The 20,716-nt window shown below is 40.7% G+C and carries 11 protein-coding genes and 1 riboswitch; of the genes, 2 read left to right on the forward strand and 9 right to left on the reverse strand.

From position 1 onward, the window contains the following. Nucleotides 1-97: 97 nt before the first annotated feature. From HYS07_00360 to HYS07_00380, 5 genes are all read right to left on the reverse strand, one after another. Complete coding sequence (locus HYS07_00360) at nt 98-4,954, reverse strand: hypothetical protein (GenBank protein MBI1869626.1); 4,857 nt, start codon at nt 4,952-4,954, stop codon at nt 98-100. Nucleotides 4,955-5,031: 77 nt separating this feature from the next. Then, nucleotides 5,032-5,916: a hypothetical protein gene (locus HYS07_00365; protein MBI1869627.1), complete on the reverse strand. Its 885-nt coding sequence runs from the start codon at nt 5,914-5,916 to the stop codon at nt 5,032-5,034. A 382-nt stretch (nt 5,917-6,298) separates the two neighbouring features. Beyond that, nucleotides 6,299-7,318 (reverse strand): hypothetical protein, encoded by a 1,020-nt coding sequence (locus tag HYS07_00370; GenBank protein MBI1869628.1) that lies wholly within the window; start codon nt 7,316-7,318, stop codon nt 6,299-6,301. A gap of 175 nt (nt 7,319-7,493) precedes the next feature. Continuing rightward, nucleotides 7,494-9,113 carry a hypothetical protein gene (locus tag HYS07_00375; protein ID MBI1869629.1) on the reverse strand — a complete coding sequence of 540 codons (1,620 nt, stop codon included), beginning with the start codon at nt 9,111-9,113 and terminating at the stop codon, nt 7,494-7,496. A 116-nt stretch (nt 9,114-9,229) separates the two neighbouring features. Further along, nucleotides 9,230-9,961 carry a type II secretion system protein gene (locus tag HYS07_00380; protein ID MBI1869630.1) on the reverse strand — a complete coding sequence of 244 codons (732 nt, stop codon included), beginning with the start codon at nt 9,959-9,961 and terminating at the stop codon, nt 9,230-9,232. A 546-nt stretch (nt 9,962-10,507) separates the two neighbouring features. Further along, nucleotides 10,508-10,597, forward strand: a riboswitch (cyclic di-GMP riboswitch). Between the two features lie 274 nt (nt 10,598-10,871). On the opposite strand from HYS07_00380, the gene HYS07_00385 reads away from it, so the two are divergent. Together HYS07_00385 and HYS07_00390 are read left to right on the forward strand one after the other, a co-directional pair. Continuing rightward, nucleotides 10,872-12,836, forward strand: a complete 1,965-nt coding sequence (locus HYS07_00385) for a hypothetical protein (GenBank protein MBI1869631.1) — start codon at nt 10,872-10,874, stop codon at nt 12,834-12,836. A gap of 2 nt (nt 12,837-12,838) precedes the next feature. Next, the gene (locus HYS07_00390) at nt 12,839-13,084 is read left to right on the forward strand and encodes a hypothetical protein (GenBank protein ID MBI1869632.1); all 246 of its coding nucleotides are present in this window, start codon (nt 12,839-12,841) and stop codon (nt 13,082-13,084) included. Between the two features lie 2 nt (nt 13,085-13,086). Here the strand turns inward: HYS07_00390 and HYS07_00395 are convergent, their stop codons facing one another. The 4 genes from HYS07_00395 to HYS07_00410 all read right to left on the reverse strand — a co-directional run bounded on the left by HYS07_00395 (nt 13,087) and on the right by HYS07_00410 (nt 20,668). Continuing rightward, the gene (locus tag HYS07_00395; GenBank protein ID MBI1869633.1) at nt 13,087-15,408 is read right to left on the reverse strand and encodes a hypothetical protein; all 2,322 of its coding nucleotides are present in this window, start codon (nt 15,406-15,408) and stop codon (nt 13,087-13,089) included. A 20-nt stretch (nt 15,409-15,428) separates the two neighbouring features. Then, nucleotides 15,429-17,453: a hypothetical protein gene (locus HYS07_00400; GenBank protein ID MBI1869634.1), complete on the reverse strand. Its 2,025-nt coding sequence runs from the start codon at nt 17,451-17,453 to the stop codon at nt 15,429-15,431. Between the two features lie 2 nt (nt 17,454-17,455). Then, nucleotides 17,456-18,037, reverse strand: coding sequence for a CIA30 family protein (locus HYS07_00405; GenBank protein MBI1869635.1), 582 nt, complete (start codon nt 18,035-18,037; stop codon nt 17,456-17,458). 354 nt (nt 18,038-18,391) lie between these two features. Next, the gene (locus HYS07_00410; GenBank protein MBI1869636.1) at nt 18,392-20,668 is read right to left on the reverse strand and encodes a hypothetical protein; all 2,277 of its coding nucleotides are present in this window, start codon (nt 20,666-20,668) and stop codon (nt 18,392-18,394) included. Nucleotides 20,669-20,716 lie beyond the last annotated feature (48 nt).

The raw sequence follows: 20,716 nt of genomic DNA on the forward strand, positions 1-20,716 counted from the left end.
TAAAAAATTGAAAAAAATGAGCAGGAATGGCTAAAACTTAAAAATTTATATATCTAATTAATAATGAAGGAGTTAGATTTAATTTTTTTCATTATTTTTACTCCGGAGTAACCATGGTCAGATAAATCGTGGTTCCGTAGCTTTGAGCCTTCGCATAGGAGATATCTGTCCCAAATTGAAGATAAATCTTTCCACCCTGTGCGCTACGAGACCCTTCACCATAGGGAGCTAGGGTCCCACTTAAACCACTCATATTGTAAAGAACGTTTCCATAAGTATTTACATCTTTATTCTGAGCATCAATTAAATACGCTTCTCGAGCTGAATCACCTTCAAAGCTGTAATTCTCATCTATTTCCTCTGAAACAATCCAATAAACGGGAAGGGTTATATTGGAATCTGTCTTCCCAATCATTCCTTCTTTCCCTTTAGGATTTTCAGTACGCATATTGATATATTGAGCGGCTTTTAGCTTGTAATCATAAGTACCCGCAAAAGAGACTTCAATCGCCTGATCAAAATTGACCATCCCTCCACCTGATTTCGTCTTAAAAGAAAGGCCATTCACCTCTTTTCCATCCTGAATATTAATGACTTTTGCAGTAATTCCAGTAACCATTTTATGTAAATAAACCACAGGATCAATGGCGCTCGCAGCTATCCCATTTGTTGTCGCATTGTTACCCGACCAAATCCAGCTTGCATTTTTATCAAAAAAATTGGCGACACCTGTCCCCCAAGGCGAAGCCCCATAGAATCCATAATTGGTCGCAGGCGACCAACCCGAGGCGTTAAACCCAGGTTGGTTCCAGCCATCTTCAGGATTCGTTGAAACTTTCCAATCCGCACTATTTGAAACAAATTTTTGATGACCGGTAGCAGAAAAAATCATTCCGGCTTTAAATCCGTTGTCATAACACTTGAATGCAAGATCATCGCCTGGTTTAATCTGAAGAGCCAGCATCACCGCCTTGGTCCAATCCGACCCGACGGCAACAAGCTGGCCGTTATACCACATTTCAAATCCATCATCGACAGCTACACGCAGAGTTGTAAGATTTGAAGCATTATTCACTCCCACAACATAACGAAAAAACACCCAATCCTGCCCCCAGGCATCCCCGCTCCAAATCCACTCCGCCTGATCGGATATCCCATTCAAATGCCCCCAAGGCGCTATTCCATTTGTTCCCACCGAAACAGCATAAGCCCAAGCAGAATCATCATATGTTTTTTGAGTCCAAGACAAGTCCGAGGTCGCTGTTGTCGAAATCTTCCAACTTGAATTGGTAAAAATATCACCGGATGAGCCATCTAGGAAAACAATCGATCCCAAAAACCCTGCATATCCTCCAGCATCTATCCCCTTCACAGCTAGAACATCGTCTTCTTGGAGATAAATCCCAACATTGACAGGTTGAGTCCAATCAGAACTTGAAACCAAATATTGTCCATTTTGATAAAGATCAAAAGCATTATCCATGGTCAAGGTTAAAATGGCGTTGGGAACATCTTTTCTGATCCAGACTTCATTGGTACGATCGTTATCAGAAGCCCAAATCCATTGAGCCCCACTCGATATATGGGATAACGTCCCCCAGGGAGAAATTCCATTGGCTCCAAATGTACTCGCCCCAGTCCAGCCATCGTCATTAAATCCTGTCGTATTCCATCCTGAAATTTCTGTTGTTGAAATCACCCATGTCGAATCTGTATTAAAAGAATGTTTTGCCCCTTCCTTATCCATCATATCGACTTGTGCAATTGCGCCTGCAACGCCCCCCTCATCCACAGCATGAATCGCCAAAAGATCTCCCCCATTTAAAGCAGCTTGAATAAATCGAACCTCAGCCCAATCATCCCCATGCGAAATCTCTTCCCCATTTTTAAATAATTCATACCGATTATCCGCGGTGATCTTAATCAAGGAATTAAGATTATTCGGATCATAAGTTGTCCAAAAATAGGCTTCATTGTCATCAAAGGCATTGTCCGTCCAAATCCAATGAGCCCTGGAATCAAATCCCTGAACCGTCCCCCCCCATGGCCCCTCCCCTACTCGATAAATTTCATTCGCCCCTGCCCACAAACTATGATCATATTCGGGGGTTTCCCAGCCGGTGCTCGCTTGCTTGGAAGCCTGCCAAAGAAAATTTGTAAAAACGATATCGTTTCCATTCTGAATCTGACAGAGAAACCCAGCAATCCACCCTGCATCAGTGGCATGAACTGCAACGGTGCCTCCGGGTTTAAGATCCACATAAAATTTCTCTACGGTAGTCCACTCATCATTCTCTCCCACCTTTTCCCCGTTCACAAAAAGCTCATATCGATTATCCGTCGTAATGGTAATCACCGTCGGTTGACTGGTCGAATCCGTTCCATCAGAGCTCGCTGATGCTTCTTGGCTATCTGTAAAATTGTCCTTGTCCGTATCTTTACTCAAAGGATCGGTACCGTATTGATACACCTCATCCCCATCGGTCAACCCATCTCCATCCGTATCTGATTTATTAGGATCTGTCCCAAAACTCGCTTCCTTCTCATCATCGAGTCCATCCCCATCTTTATCTGAGGTATAGGCTTTATCTTCTGTGGGCTGACTTTCTAAACCTTTATATTGAGGATCACTCGGGTTTTGATAATTATCAACCGCTGTCACTTGATAGGTATACTCTTGAGTCAAATCAACATTGGTATCCGTGTAACTCGTCCCAACAAAAACATAATTGTGACTGGGATCCATCTTAATTTCTTCGAAAGAGCCGCTTCCTTTTTTTCGATAAATTCGATATCCAACAACATCGCTATCAGAATTCTGATTCCAAGTTAACTGAACGGAACCATTTGATTTTAAAAATTGGGCATAAAATTTTTGTGGAGAAGCGGGGGGAAAAGCATCCTCGATAAATTGAATATCATCGACCTTCACAGTACCCCCTGCGGACCGAAACACAAAAAAGATTTCATCCATTTCGGTCAAACGAATTTCCTCTTTAATAAAAGGAGCAAACGGAATTTTAACCTGAGTCCAGGTTGTGGTAATCTTGCCACTCGGATGATACTTTTCTAGAGGAACTTCATATTCATTTCCATCACTGTCCTTAAGCCCCACATCCAAGACTTCCGTTCCTTTAGACCCTTTAATCCAGAGAGAAAAACCTTCCCAATAATGAACGGAGTGACCTTCAAGTCCGATAAGAGCTCCATCTCCTGCTTGACTCCCACTCACTTGGACGGAATAATGAGAACCATTGGGGGTATCTGTCGTGTAAGAGGCACTTCCTCCCAAAATCGAACTTGAACTACCTCCAAAACCGTTCGGATCTTGACCCGTTTCAAAATTAAGAAGATACGGTTCAACGGTCCCCGTCGAAAATCCCATTGCGGACATTCCTGCTTTAACAAGATAAGACCTAAAAAAATATTTCCAGAGAAGACCGGTCTCATAATTTTGAATCATTCCGACAATGGGGCCTTCATCAATCCCAATCACTTGTGTGCTAAAAAAAGGTTTACTCCCACTTGAAGCCATTCCCGTATTGAAACAATTCAAGAAACCGAAACGACCCCAGATCGATTGGTTACTGATCAATGAAAGTCGATTCTCGTACATATATCTTAAAGCCTCAATCGATTCTTTAGGAGTAAAGGCGACCGAACCTAAAGGAGCAAAGGGCGCGACAGTACCCGAATCGGTTCGATCTTCAATTTCACTTTGTGTAGGTTGATCGGGATCGGTACTTGTCGGAAGAGAAACCTCTAAAGATTTATATCCAGTGGAAGCATTGGCTGCAGAAAGCCCCCAGATATTCTCTCCATAGGTTTCATACCTTTGAGGGTCTGAAGAATTTAAATCAATGGCAAATTGGCGATTGACCCAAGTCGCAATTTTTGAATTTTCAAAATAATCAATCCCTAAACTATCCGGTCGCTTAAACAAATCTAAAAAAAGATGGGAATATTGATCATTATGAAGCGACCCCACATAAATATAAGATGGAAGCGGATCTCCCGTTTCTGGATTCACACCATATTGAGCCAAAGGTCGATCAATACTCGCCCAAGCACTTGCAGGAATATTATAAGAACTCTGATTTCCAATGGCTAAGGATAGAAGAATGGTTAATTCTGAATAGCTATTCCATGTGGCCCCACTGGCAACCCAATTTCCTCCCTCGACAGGCCCTCCATCCTCAACCCATCCTAAATATAAAAATGTACCGTTCCAAGCCCAATTCCATTCTGTCGAAAAATAAAGTTGATTGGCTAAATCTTCTACCTCCGTGCCATGATATTTTTGACCTGCCAGAAGGGCACCGGCCATAAAAATAGCATGATCAATGGTTGAAATCTCACTTCCCGGAGTTCTGATTCCACTGATATCATACCAGTGATATAAGTATCCATGTTTAACCTTTTGATAATCATTACTGGTCTGAAGGGCCCTAAAAAATTTTAGGGTTTCATCCACTCGGTTGTAAGCATCTTGGTGATCCACCCACCCGCGTTCATCCGCAATCACAATGGCTGCTAAAGCAAAACCCACTCCCGCGTTACTATAATAGGTAGCTGTATTTCCACCATCAAAATTTGCATTGTCGGGAACTAAAATAGGCTGAGTAAAATCGGTGACTGACGGGACTTTGGCTTCTTCCCAAAAATAAAGAAAGGCCTTATGTTGAGCCAGATCTAAAAGCTCTCGGTCCGAAAGAATATTGTCTGTGACATGGGGATCATGATCAATAAAATATTCTTCGACATTTTTTAAACCATCGCCATCGGGATCTAAATCGGCATCATGAGGATCAGAAGAATTAAGTTGATGACTTGATTCCCAGTCATCCGCCATTCGGTCCTGGTCCTCGTCAACAAAAGCAGCACTCGCTTTTTGATTTTGAAGGGTTGCTACTAGGACCATCGCTATTAAAACAACTTTTAGAAAATGTTTCACTTAAACCTTCCTTATTTCCCGGTCCTTTGGCTTCACTTACCTCAATCCGCATCTCGCTACTTACTTCTTACTACCTACTACTTACTGATTATTACTTCCCCTGAATCTTTCTTACTTTCCTCTTTTACTTCATCGATCTTTCCATCCACTTTCTTCTCAACAAAAACAGCCTCTCCCTTCTCAAATGAAACATCAAACGTTTTATACATCACGCCACCTTTAGCCTCATTGACTCCATAAAAAATTTCTACTTCGCAAATATAACTTTCCCCCTCTTTAAATAAATTGGATTTAATCTGGATTGGATAAACCCGATTCTCTCCCCCCAAAATCCCGGGAATATTCCCAAGACCTTGCGCTAAAATAACCTCTCCTTTTGAATCCAAAATTTTGACACTTCCATTTAATTTAATGTGCACATTTCCCATGTTTTTTACTTCAAGATGAAGAAAGTTCCCTTGCCGTGTAGGACCGCTCACCTCTCTTACAAAAGCGTTTCCTATCTCAGCATTGACTTTGACTGTCCCCTTAGCAATCGCCATCAATAAAACTCCCGATCGAATCCGAAGCCCAACATTCCCTCTCTTCCCTTCCTCTAAAGGACTGGGAGAAAAAAAGACCTGAGCCACATGCTCTCCCCTAAAATCTTTATCAATATGCACCTGATAATGAAGGGTTATTCTTTCTTTAGGTTTTAAAACAAATTCTTTTTTCTCGAAAGTCACCCAATCTTCTGTCGAAACCCCACGTTTGCCTTTTCTAAAGGCGAGCCAATCTTCTGATTGAATCTGAATCTTTTGGATTTGATCCTCAGGATTCTCCACTTCGAAAACACCTCCTTGAGATTCTCCGGGTTTAATCACTAAAGTAGTCGAAGCAGGAGCTACTTTGACACCCAAAGCCCACAATTGACCCACAGAGCCGAATAACAAAAAAAGAAGACACGCTAACTTTGCCTTCATTTAAGAACCTCTTTTCTTAGTATTTGATGTTCTCATCAAACTTTAATCCTCAAACCTCTTTAAACTTTGAACTTTAAACTTTGAACTGTTGTTCACTTTAAACTGTTGTTCACCTCCCCTTTTTTCTCGTCCCCCCACACCTATTTAATTTCCCCTCTTATTCCCCTCTTATTTAATTTCAATGATCTTTACGAGATCATCGTGTGCACTGAAAGTTCTTCCCATCATGTTTTTTCGTAGTCGCCCGATTTATCGGGCAGCCCCATAAATGGGGCGACTACAAAATGAGCCTCACTTTCATAACAAGAGGGGCTAGGGGAGTTACAACTTTTCCTCTCCCCCCCGAACGAAGCATCGGGGGAGGAGAAAGAAAAGATCGTGATTATAAATGATGGTTATCGTCACCATCAATTTCCGTATAGATTTCTACGAAAAGTGAACCACTATAGGACTGAGCCGCTTGTCCCTTATAATCAACTCCGAGATAAACAGCAAACTCACCGTCGGTAATCTGACGGAAGTCATATTCGCACGTACCATTACCATTTTTATCAATATCCCCAGAATCAGCACAATCTCCATCGGTGGGACTACTTTTATCCACGTCGCATTCACCCGCAGTTCCATTTCCATTGGTATCAGCAGTGGAACAAGTGGGGAAAGCAGCAAGTGAGGCATTCAGATAGCTAATGGCAAATGCCATGTTGGCATAAGAATCCAGAAAGCTATAGGTGTTCTGCGTGATTGTCGCGTTTCCATCTGAATCCTTACAAGTGGCATCGAGACATTCAGCACGAATATCTGTAGAATAGCCTTCCTTGGTAGAATCTCCCGTAATGGTATAGGCAGCATCGGTATCATTATCAATAGCAGCCCAGAATAAAGGAGCAGCAGCAAGAGTATTGATTGAACCCCTTAAACCACTCATCATGTAGGTAGCTGCTGTTTCGGTTTCTCCATTCGCATTACCCGCTGTTGAATCATAAATGGTATACTCTGGAGTTGTTGTACCATCCTTATTCGGATCTACATTTGAACTATAATTATCAAAGTAGATCTGAATATCGCGAAGAGCATTGTTGTCATCGAAGGTCACTTTCAAATGCTGATCAGCTTGCTTTACTGTTTTACCAGCCTGCGCATCTGCTGAACTCAACGTAGGTATTGTAATGGCTGTAGCGGTTGTATGATCACTATTGTGCACGGTCACACTGAAAAGCGTAAACCCTTCAACGGTACCACTGACCCCAATACCACCTACATTACAATCAGATCCTGCAGTACATTCACCATTCACAGGTTGTGTAGTCGAATGCGATGCATAAGCAGGCATACCCCATAGACTTAAAACAAAGAGCAATGCATAAGCAACACTCTTTTTCACTTTTAACCACTTTTTCATCTTTTTATCCTCCTTTTACCTTTCTGAAAGGCCCTAACCTCAGCACCTTACACCAGTAAGACACATTCAAAAATCAGAGCCGCTCTCTACCTATAAAGACAACGAAAACCCTCAAAAAGTAAAAAATAAAATGCTTTTTTCTTTGAACTTTAAACTTTTAACTTTGAACTGTTTTTTACTCTTCCGTATAAATCTCAAGAACAAGATTAAACGTCCATTTACCAGCTGTCGTTGGCTTATACCCTAAATAAATCGCAAACTCTCCATCGATAATTTGGCGAAAGTCATAGTCACACTGGCCATTTCCATTCTTGTCAGTATCTCCAGAACTCGCACAATCTCCATCGCTTGGATAACTAATATTCACATCACACTCTGAAGCTGTCCCATTCCCATTCGTATCGCTATTCGCAGATCCATCTGAATTCGAAGACCCACAAGTTAAATCCGCGGTTTCAGAAGATGACGAGGCACAGCAAGGAAAACCAGCCAAAAGAGCAATTTGATAAGAAATAGAAAAACCAACATTTGAATAAGAATTTACAAAGGAGTCATCCCAGTACGTATTTGGGTCATCCTCTTTATTAATCTCTGTCACATAGGCTTCTTTGGTGGTATCCCCTGTAAAAAGATACTGACCTTCGTTGAGATCACTCGTATTGTCACTGCTCATCACAGCCCAAAACATAGGAGGTGGGTTACTTTGAAATTTATCCGAATAATCTGATGTGACTGAAGTATCTTGAGTACAAGTACCCGAAACATATGTCTTTTCGGTATAGACCTCATCAATCCCATCCCCGTCATCATCAGAATCCTCACCACCAACGTCTATGAAAGTACCATCGTTCGTACTTCCTGAGGTATAAACTTCATCGAGACAATTTCCATAATTGGGATCACTGGTACTATCTTCACCCCCACAATTAAGAAAATATTTTCCCAATTTAGCATCATAAGCACATCCTTTAACCCAATAATCAACATGCTGAGCATCGGGAGGATTAACAACAATCCCGGCAACCTGTGGAGTCGTCGCAGTCACTAAACAATCTTCACCTGCCGCACCCCCTTTACCTGACCCAAGAGTAGAGTTATTATTACAGGTGTCAGGATTGCCATCTTTATCGGTATAAACCTCATCGCGATTATCTTCGGTCAAGTCATCTTCCTTGCCATCTGCATCCTTATCCTCATCACTCTCTTCTCCCCTACCGTCTACATAAGTGTCAGCCACCGTCGTCGTTCCTCCCGTTCCATCCGTACAGGCTGTTCCCGCAGCAGTATACTTGCTATCCAAACCATCCTTGGTTGACTCATCACACTCTTCCCCTCCAATATTTTTCCACAAAAACATATTATCCCTCATACGTTTTGAGGAAAGCGATCCGCCATCACTATAACTTTCAACTTCACAGTCGGTAAAATTGTCCGTATAAATTCGAATAGACCGTTTAATATTATTATCGTCAAAATGAGCAACAATATGTTGAGGAAAGGTATAAACGGCACTTGAACTACTCGCGATCACAACCCCGAAATTAATGGAGGGAACGGTGATAGTGCCGGTTGTAGCCGTAGCAGAAGCAACAACATTATGATTCAAATCATGAATGTCGATACTGAAGTCGCTAAATCCCTCGACGGATCCAGAGATGGGTAGGTCGCCTACATTACAATCCGACTCAGGCTCACACTCTCCCGTGGTATCAGGTTGTTCCGTTGAATGGCTGGCATAGCCATTTTTCCCTATCGCCAACGAGAAGAAGCATAAAAAAACGATTACTCTTTTCAATGACACTCCTTTATAAAACCAAGTGATCAATCTTAAAATCACCGACCCCTTTTCATCCTCACGTGCCTCTTAAATCTGACGGAGGAGGTCAGAATTAATACGGGTCTCAGAGAACGTCATTCCGCAGTCACATACACCCCTGAAGGAGAATTGTTAACGGTATAATCACTAAATTCACCTTGCCTAAAACTTTCTACATGCCCATCGACAAATCCCGTTAAAGCCTGATTTTGATGGCGAGGGACAACATCACTAGCCTTCATCACAATTGACACATTACTTTCAACAAGAGCAACGACCATGGAAGGATTGGTGATGCTGCTTAAATTCGCTCCCCTAATCACATCGTTAATGCCATAAGACGTTCCTGAACTAACCAACGGGCAATTTAAAATTTGCAGCTGCTGGTCATAATAACTTTGCATGATCGGAGGTTGTGAACCAGCCGTTGATCCGGAGCCTGAACCTGATCCAGATCCAGATCCTGAACTTGTGCCGTTAAAAGTATTAGCATAGGCCATCCCTGAATACATATCCTGACCAGCATCACGGTCATAAGATTTTACCTGAGACAACTGAGTTGGATATTGCTCGTAATCAAGGGCATACTGCATCACGGCATCGGTAATATTCCTGACGTTGCTCAAGCATTTTCCTTGAAAACCTCTTGTACGGGCTCCCTGAATCCCTGCTAAAAGCATGGAGGCCGTGATCAGAATAATCGCGACTGTGCAAAGGGCTTCAATCGCCGTAAAACCGCCGATGCTTTTTTTATTGGTACTGTAGAAGAAATGAAATTGAGATGATTTGAAAGATATAAAACGCCGAAATGCGGAAGATTTTATCATGAGTGCTTCCTCCTCGTGAATTTAATAAGAATAAATCTAAAATCCTAACTTGTTCCTTCGCAGATTTCGGATTTTTCTTTGGAGACTTCCTCGTTGAACGCCCCCTTAATTGCAGGAAATATAACCTATATTCCACCACTTTTCAAGAGGGAAAATCATAAAAATCAAGAAAATCTCTTCATTACTCTCAATGGTATAGACACCTGAGGAAGTGGAAAGGTAAAAAAAGAAAAATACAATTTCGAAGTTTTTAAAAAATGTTTTTGAAAATGATTTAACCTGCCTATTACCAATTAGTTGAATCTATCACCTAAAATCCACCTGTTTCCTGGTCCTATATGAGCTTTAGCCCTGGAACTCTCTTAAATTCCTTTAAGTATTGTGTTCCCAGAATTCCAGAATTCTTGGACATTTCTAAATTGGCTTTACATTTACAAAAGAAACAAAAAAACTTGACTTCCTCTCGCCTGTATGAGATATTTTCAATGTTATTGCTTAAGCTTAGTGCTTAGCACCGTTCTTTTAAAGAAGTGAATCGTGATTCTCTAATGATCAAGGCAAAACTCGAGCAATCGGGTGACGCAAAGCTAGAGAGTCCTGGTGTCCAAGGGGACAGTGGGATAGTCAGCCGCCGTTAGAAGGAAACAAGCCTATTTTCATAGTGAGAATAGGCTTTTTGTTTTTATCTCCGGCTTCAATGACCTATCGATGATTTTTTGGAATACTTGTCGTATTTCAAAAATCCCCCGTTTTTCCCCTTTGGAAAATGCGAAATATAATCGACAAAAAATAACATCCTTATATCAGCTATAGGCCAGTGACTTTTTTACGGGAAACCGGCAACTGGAAACTGGGGACTTTTTTATTACAGGTGAACGAGGAAGGCACCTAACAAAAGGAGCCTTCACCTGTGAATAAGCAACTCACTATCATCACTGCCCTTTTCTTTACGAGTTTTTCTGTCTTTGGAGATGTTGAGCTAGACCTTAATCCAAGAAGTTCATCTGTGAAAAGTACTTCTTTCCATGATAAGAATTTATCCTTTTATCTTTCAAAATTAACCAGCCACCCTATCAACAATACAAATTTTCTTATTGATGACTTTGAGTTAGACGCTTATCACAATCACTTAGGGGGTTCTTCAGGAACTTGGCAAAAAGACCCTCTTGACTCAAATGAAGATTGTATAGACGCCATTATCTTTGACGATCAGGGAAGGCCCAAAAGTAAGGTTCTCAGGCTCCAATACGATGTAGAATCTCCCCAAGGAGGATACAATGGCTTTTGGACTCGCTTGAATGGGATCGACCTAACCTCTTTTGACAAGCTTAAATTCTGGGCAAGAGGGGATATCAAAGAAGGGTTCACAAAAACATTTAAGATCGAATTGAAAAATAGTTCTTATACAAGCTTTGTCTATGTTTCAGGAGTGACTTCAAAATGGAAGGAGTTCGTGATTCCACTCAAAAACTTTCAAGGGATCCTTAAAGTCTCTAAAGCGGATGAATGGGTGATTGTCTTTGAAGATCGTATTTCAAACCCAAAAGTTGGAACTCTTTATTTTGATGATTTTACTTTCGAGGGCTCCCGCCAAAAATTTGAAGAAGCTCGTAAAAAAGCTCAAGACGAGACAAACAATGAATTAATCAATCTTTTGACAATGGATAATACTCACCTTCTCAATACACTCGAACGCAAGGTCTTTAGCTATTTTCTGAAGGAAACTAATTCTGCCACAGGATTGATCAAAGACCGAAGTGTTCCAGGAGCCCCGGCCAGTATTGCCTCAACAGGATTTGGGCTTATTGCCTATTGCATTGCAGAAAAAAATGGGTGGCTCACCCGCGTTGAAGCTTATCAAAAAATTTTAAAAATATTAACGACTCTGGAGGAAGCCGACAAAGAACATGGCTATTTCTACCACTTTCTAAATCCTCAAAACGGCAAACGATGGGTCAATAGTGAAATATCATCGATGGATACGGCACTTTTAATGTCTGGAATTCTATTCGCTGGACAATATTTTCCAGGAACCGAAATAAGTATAAAATCAAGCAAACTCTACGCCCAAGTTGAATGGGACTGGATGTTAAAAAATAAAGCAGGCCTTCTCTATATGGAATGGAGCCCCGAAGAAGGATTCGAAAAATCAGCCGTATGGAATATGTCGGCCGAAGAAATGATTCTTTATCTTCTGGCGATGGGGTCTCCCACTCATCCTATTTCATCTCATGCATGGTCCCAATGGAAACGAGAAAAATTTAAAGAAGGAGAAATGGAATATATCTCTGATCCTCGATGTTCCCTTTTTACGAACCTTTATACACAAGCCCTTATTGATTTTAGAAACACACGCGTTGACTTAGTTAATTATTGGAATAATACTCGAACGGCTATTTTGGCTAACAGAGATTTTTGCATACAGCATAAACAAGATTATAAAAGTTATGGTGAATGGTTTTGGGGACTTTCTGCAAGTGATGGACCCAATGGATATCAGGCCTATGGAGCCCAGGAAGGGGCCCACGATGGAACACTTGCACCCTATGCGATGATTGCCTCTTTGCCGTTTGCACCTGAAATCGTCTTACCCAGCTTGAGACATTTGCTTTATGAGCATGGGGAACAAATCTGGGGCCCTTATGGCCCTACGAGCGCTTACAATGTTGACAAGGAGTGGTACTCTAAAGAATATATTGGGATCGACCAGGGCATTATGCTTCTCATGATAGAGAATTTTAGAACAGAGAATGTCTGGAAAATTTTAAAGGATGAAAGCAATATCAAGCGAGGCATAGAAAAAGCTGGATTGATTGATTCTCATTCGAGAAGGTTCGCCACTTATGATAACCTTTCCATGATAGGGAGGACATAAAAATGCCAACAAAAAACCCGAGAATACATGTCGTTTTGGAACGTCCTTTATTCCATCGTTTGAAAGGCTTGGCCAAGAAAAATGGCTTCTCAATGAGTTTAGAAGCTAGAAGCTTAATTCAGCAAGCACTGGGTTCTATTTCGCCAAGTCCAAGTCGAACTTACACGGGAAGACATATTCAAGAATTGATAGGACAATTTAAATTTGATCATCATTATGAACAAATGGGTTTAACGTTGGTAAGCTAAGATTATTTCTTCTCAAGGATAGGAGTATCTTGGAGCTTAGCCTCTTTATAAACAGTCCGATCTTTCTTAAACCCTGTTTTTTTCAGAGCTTCTTTAATATGAGAATTTTTCATCATCAAACTCCAAATAAAACCGCTACGCTCATTCTCAATAGATAAAAGAGACACGCCTAAATCAATCCCATAATAGCTCGTTGAAAACCAATTTAAATCAGTATTATAGGAAGACCTAAATCCATATTCACCCCAAATCTCAGGATGCTCGACAATCATGCTTTTTAATGTGGAAATAACTGCCTTAGGGAAGAAAGAAACAGAAGCCTCTGGACCTGAAGGAGCAATGGTTCCGTCATGGAGTGGAAAACCTGTTCCACAAGGCATTGCTCCATAATTCATGGTGTAGTCTTCCCTCATCTGTATAACCCCATTAATTTCTGTCGTATTAGGATACGCCATGGAACTGATTCCCCAACTAAGAGGTCCATATGTTTTAAACCGGCTCATTTGATCAATGCAATATTGCCGATTGGCCCAAGTCGCTTCAAGAGAGTTTTGCCACCAATTAATTCCTTCTCGATCCTTCATCTGCCTAAAATCAATCCAAGCATGTGCATATTGATAAGCGAATAGCCCTCCGGTCCAAGATTGAATAAATTCAGGCCGGTCATCATAATTTCCCTTTTCTCTTTTCCAGGCATAAAAAATTTCAGGGGTTACGGGATGAGTCCTAGAACTTATGGCCAAAAAATTAATCAAGATCAACTCATCGGTATAATAATCCCAATAGGCATCTAAAAACTTCCCATCAGGACTCCCTTCTGGCCGCCATCCCATATAGAACTGGTTAAAATGAAGATTTTCTTTATCCTGAATGAGAAAATCACTCCACACAATTTTAGAATAAATCTCTTCCACTCTTTTCTGGATATCACCCCCAAAATACTCACCTACACTCAAAAGACCAAAAAGAAGAATAGAGGTATCCACCACAGAAACTTCACAACCTCCAAAGCGAGATCCACTGTTCATATCCAGAAAGTGGTAAAAGAAACCCGATCGATTGGCCGCCTTTGAAAGAAAGGTATCAATGGTTTTAGAAACCCTTTTTTTTACTTCATCAGCACTGACCCAGCCTCGTTTGACCCCAATACAATAAGCCGAAAGTCCAAATCCCGTCGCTGCAATGCTTGAATAATGCGTTATTGTAGAATCTAAAAAAAGCCCACTTCCTGAATTCCACTCATCCCAAAAATATTTAAACGAGCGTTTCTCAAGCTCCTCTAAAAACTCATCATCGCTTAAGGCTTTTAAATTCACATTTTTGAGAGGCACTTCAAGAGTCACTTTCCTTCCCAAAACGTCAAAGGCCCAGATATCAAAAGTAGCCGGCTTAGACGGGTCAAAACCTAAATCGGTGGCTTTACCGGAAAAAGTGGGTGTCTTCCCCTCTAAAAAAAACTTTCCTGACGTCTTCCACTTCACTCCATCTTGAGAAAACACCAGCCAAACAGATTCTAGAGAGCTTAAATCCCCTTCTAACGAAACAGAAAAGTCCTTGAGAGAATCAAAGGTCATTCCTTCTTTAAGTAAACGACCGTTGACCTTCACTGAATCCTTAGTCAAATGAAAGGGGAGTTCCATATTTGGATTTGAATCCAAAATTTCCTGAAAGGTTAAAGGATAGGTTCCAAAGATAATATCATCGATATAAATAATCCCTCTTTTCTGAAGCGTTGCGAAATTCTCAAAGGTAAAAACGATCTCAGCAATCTTTGACCAATCTTTAATCTTTTTAAAATCAGCCAGAGGAATACTCACTTTACTCCAATCTTTAGTAATCCCTTTTCTGATGTATTGATCCACATAAACAAAACTTGATTGATCCTTATCTACTACATAATGTCCATCTCCATCACTGTCTTCATGAACCTCTATTTTAAATCGTTCTCGGCCTTCTTTTCCCCTCACCCAAAACCCCAAATAGTGATAGCTGCTGAGATCCAAATTCGAAAAGGTTTCTTCGGGCAGCGGCCGTCCCAATTTCATCCAATAAAAGCTATAACTTCCCGCTTTACGTACATCATAGGAAAGGGACAACACCTCTCCTGTGAGGCCTAAAATATCATTTGAATTTTCATAATGAACATTGCCAAAACAAACTCCTGGCACCTCTTCATCTCCCCCTTCAATCCCTCCAAGCAAATTGACACGCTCACCATGAGCAAAATCATTCACCCCCAAAACTTGATTGTTAGCCTTCACCTTTTCAGCATGAGAAGTGAAACTAACTCCTATCAAAACAACCAAAACCATTTTTTTAAACATCGTTATCTCCTTAAGTTACATCATTCGAAAAACTTTTCTTCTTTGAGTAATTTTTTTGATTTTTCAAAAATGGGATCGTTCATCAGTCGATTTCGAATGGCCCCATGATTTAAATAATTATTAAGTGCAATAAAACTCATGGCCTGATCCAAGCAAAGATATTTATAAGAAACAAGACCCGTACGAACATCGACCGCATCATAAAATCCATATTCCCCATAAATGGGATAAAGCTCCATCATCTTGCGAAGATTCTTCACGCACTCTTCGGTGGCATATTCTAACGAAAGAAAAGTGACATGAGGTGTAACCACTCCCTGACCATAAGGCTTCATTCCTAGTGGGGTTGCCCCATATTCTCCATAACCACTCCCCGGAGGAATGGAGCAAGGGGACATTCCCCAGACAGGGTATTTCATGTCTTCCCTCGCAAAGAGAATATGCCCTTGAACATAGCGTTCATTATTAAGTCCCAATCCCAAAGGTGCCAAACCCTTTTCATCAATGACCATGCTTGGCATAAGAGCCTCAAACAAACTTCCTCCCCAACTGGGAACAATGGGAAGATCCCGATAATTGTAATAGCCTCCGTAAAATGAATAGCCTAAGACACTTTTCTTCACCCTTTCTTTTGGAATTTGAGATTGCCAAGAATAGGATTCTGGAAAAGTTCTCGACATCATAAACCAGTGTTCAAGAGGGGCCTGTCCCCGCCCAATACACATAAAACTGATTGCCCTAGGCTCTGTGTAAAAGGCTCCATAGTGATACTCTGAATAAACTCCCACATTGGTATAGAACCCATGAAACATTTGCCCCTCAATAGGATCATAAAAGAAAGAAAAATCTCTTTGACTGAGTAGTTTTTCGCATCGCTCCTTAAATTCTTTAGGAAGCGCATCTTTGACAATAATCATTCCAATGGTGAGCCAGCCTTCATCGACATAACTTAAGAAATTGCTTGTTCTTTCTCGGGTCGTTGTATCGTAATAGTTATACAGAAAACCATGCTCTGACTCCAAATGCTCAACCGTATCCAGAACACGACTTATTCTCTTGACCACTTTATCATGATCAATAAAACCAAGATCTAAACCCGATACCAAACACATCAAATAAAGACCGATATTGGTAACATTGGTGTAATCCCCAATAAAGGTGTTTTCAGTCAAAGTTGATTCTTTTGAAAAGAAGAAATTATCGAGGGGAAGACCGTTCTCTTTATCCACAATATCTCTAAAAAATCCCCAGATGTCTTTCGCAACCTCCCTTAAAAATTCGTTCGAATCATCCGAAAACTTTTTCTTTGGAAGAACCTCTTTAGGATAGCCATAAAGACGATTGATCAAAACCTTTGCCCGATCAACACCCGAAACCTGATCTGAGGCCTTTGTCTTTATCTTTGGGATAGGATCTACAATACTGGGGCCGGGATCTCCTGTTCGAACCAGACGGATATCATCGAAATAAAGAGTGCCCTTTTTAGGGCTTACCATTCGATCCTTTAAAACAATGACAAATTCATCAATCCCCGTCCAATCCGTAATTCCGACCATTTTATTAAGAGGAACCAAAATTTCCTGCCAGTGATCGGTGACCCCTTGAACGAGAAAACTTCCTACCAGTTTTTCTACCCCTTTATCATCTTTCGGTTTTTTAAATTCAACACGAAATTGTTGAGCGAAGCCTTCTTTTGGATCCCCTCGAACAAAAAATTGAAGGTGATCATAATCGGAGAGGTCTTTTTTACGAAGTTGGGTCCAAAATCCACCCTGAGCCTGTTCGGGTGAATCAAGATCATAATCCAATTTTAAACAAAAACCCTTCTCGACACGACGCATTTCAATATCGAGAGAGACATTACAAGACTGATTCTCATCCTCTGGATTTAAAAGCCATGCCCCTGATCCCCCTCCAAAAGGATTGGAGAGTTCCCCCTCATCAAAGTTGTGAATTAAAAGCTCGGGAGAACTCTCCGCATCAATAACCTGTGAAAGTATCAATAAAAAAATAAAAACGATAAAAATCTTTAAATATTTATGCACTCTTAATCTGTTGTCACTACAATATTATCTACGTTCATAGTTCCAACTTTAGGTTTTGAATTCAAATCATCAAAAACAATGACAAATTCTGTCATTTTAGTCCAGTCCTTAAGCCCCTTAAAACTCGAGAACGGAATCTTGGCATGTTTCCACTCATCCGTCATTTCAGTGTAAAGGTAACGACCCACTTGTTGACCATTCTTAAGTTCAAATTTTACAACCTTGGAAAAACCTTTGTCTTTATCACCCTTAACATCAAAATTTAAATACTTATACTTTGAAAAATCTAAATCCCTCATTTGCAACCAAAAACCATTATAAGCAGGATTAGGAGAATCCACATCATAGTCCAACCTCAGACTCATTCCTTGATCTCCAACCCTTGCTTGAGCATCCAAACTTTCTACACACCCTTGAGATTCATCATCAGGATCTTTATTCCAAGCTCCAAAATTCCTACAAACTTGATCCGTTCTCACATCAGAATCAAAATTTTGAATCACAAGCTCATCCGTAAAACCAAATGAAACCATGCCAAATAACATTCCACAAAGAAGAAAAAGGACACGATTTACCCTATTCATGAGTGCTCCTCCCTTATGTTTAAGTTTGTTAAATGCTCGATTCGTTATAGATACCAAAAGATAAACAAGCAAAAGGAATCCCGGACGATCAAAATTCGCTAAAAGAAACTGGTTTTGGAAGGTCTGTCCACCCGGTAAGTTACAGAACTAACCCAGCAAAAGAGCGGTTCCTGAATAAGCGATGTAAGAGCTTAGATATGATCTTCCTTTGAAGTTATCTTAACTACCCCCCTTCTCGTCACCGGTCACCGGTTACGGGTCACCCGTAACCGGTGACCGGTAAATAAACAAGCGATAATACATCCTACCACAAGAAAGAAACACAGAAAAATAAAAAAGTGTAAAAAATAAAATTTATAAAATACCATTTAAAATAGCTAGGACCCGTCCCCAAAACTGATAAACCTCGATTTTCCCTTGTTTTGATGAGAGATCTTTGAATTTAAGGATCATCTTGCTTCGCTTGGCAATTTCGGTAAAGGTTCTTCCTTGAGCCTCTAAATAAAGACGACGAATCTCGTCCGGGTAGAACCCCTTCAAATAATCCTTTGCAAGCCCATAGGCCTGAATCATTTCCTCCCGAACTTCAATTTCAGAAAAGGGAGTCACAAAATCAACCAGCATGGGTAAAACGACTTCCTTCCCATCCAACAAGCTTTGAAAATAAGAATGCTGCTCTCGTGTCCCTAGGCCGTAATCGTTTAAATATCTTCCCCCTAAAAACCGCCACCACTCGCCTAAGGTCTCAGCTTCATGACAAGCACTGTAAAAAATAGGGAGACTTATTTTTCCCTCTCTCTTGGCCATGAGAATCAAAGCCGCTAACCTCGAAGCTTCGCTGTCTATTAAAGAGGATTTTTTCCAATAGCCAACATCCAAAAGTTTCATGAATAGAGATTCAACTTTTTGATCCATCGCTTCTCTTTCCTTAATCCCCCGAGCAGTTCGGCGTTCTTTTTTCAACTCTTCAACCTCACCTAAAAGCTTGAACAATTCACTCTCGGAAAAATTGCTTTCTTTCAATGCTTGAGATGCAGGTCTTATCGTTGAATGAATGACGGACTGAATACCTTCATCTATTTTTTTTGAGTCGCATAAATGCCCACTTTTAAATAAATCAATGGATAAAAGGCAAGGTCCCTTTTCAACTTTCTCGCATTCAAGCTTATATCGCAATTGTACGGCTGAAAGATCCCGGCTTAATTTTGAAACAGATTCCACCATCAATTTTTTTCCAAACTCAACAAAGGGCTGATTTTGAGGATCTCTCTTTTTATAGGCCTCTGAATGAATGTCCGCTGTAATTTCACCGGCACTCAAAAGTCCATACCAAATGGTCACCTCATCAAAAAAAAGATCCCTCATGGCCTCTTCTTCTTCAGAAAGATCCAGTTGACGATATTCAAAAAAGGGGGGTTTACAATCAGTTAGAGTTAATAATTTTAATTTTTCGTTACGGTCATTTTGAGCATTGATGAGAACATAAAACGCATTCAAATTTGATTCAATTCTTTCCTTTAATTCTCGGGCTCCCACACTACTCACGATAAAAGGTCCCTGACCATCCTTCCCATTGCTCTCTGGGAAAAGCTGCCTTAGGGCATCCGCAACAGCAATTTGATTGGAAGCCTGAACACAAATCACAATAAAATCCTTCTTCAGCAAATAAATGAGCAGAGCTAATTTCAAAGCAGGATTCTCTTCAGGGGACTCTTTTTCAAAGAAAGGAAGAATATTCAAAGCCCCCTCATTCATTTTAAAAATATTCCGCCCAGCAAAACCTGCGCTAATTTCTCCTGACTGGCTCCGTCTGGAAAAACGTCCCCCCACATTGTCAGGAATGGGGAATGTGATTAACTCGCGTGACTCTCCATGGATTTCTTGTGAGAGCTCTTTAATGAAGCGACTGGTTGCCAAGGCATAAATCCGACTCTGTTTGACATTCGTCGTCGTTGAAAAAAGAACTCGATCTAAAGCCTTTTGTAAAAGCTTTTTTTGATTCAAAGTCAAACCAAGATCCACCAATTTCATTTTTGTTAAATCACCTGAGGTTTCATATTTAATGATCCATTCTTCTGTCACCTTGGAATTTTCTCCCAGTTCCTGACCTAAACCACGAATCAAAAGACGGAAGGCATTTTGAAAATTAATCATGGTTTCATCTGTGGTTCCAGATTTAGAACTGGCATGAATGAGAATTTGACTGGCTTTAAAACCCTGTTCATAAATTTCAGATGCTAAAGAATGAAAATTGACTCCCAACTTCTCTAAGACATAAACACGATATCCAAGAGCCTCACCTACGGACTCAATTTGGGCACGATTTCCTAAAGCCTGGCCTCCAATCCCCACATGAATCATCACACGGGCCCCTTCAGATTTCTTCTCTAGCAGATATTGAGCAATGGCCTTACGATCCTGAGCCGCACTCTCACCAAAAATCCCCGTTCGACGACTCTTATATCCAAAACGATCTTCTTCCATCGCTTGGTGATGAAGAAGCCTTGCCCGCTTGTAAATATCCCCTTTTAGAAATTGCGTATAAACTTCCTCAGAAATAAAACGAGGCATTAAACCATCAAAATGGAAACGCTCTTTGAAATGTTGAAGTACTTGAGAAATGCTCATCATAAATTTTCGTTCATACATGAATGAAAATAGTCAACAGTCGACGGTCAA

This window comes from Chlamydiota bacterium, from assembly GCA_016178055.1.
In the GTDB taxonomy this organism is placed as follows: Bacteria; Auribacterota; JACPWU01; order JACPWU01; family JACPWU01; genus JACOUC01.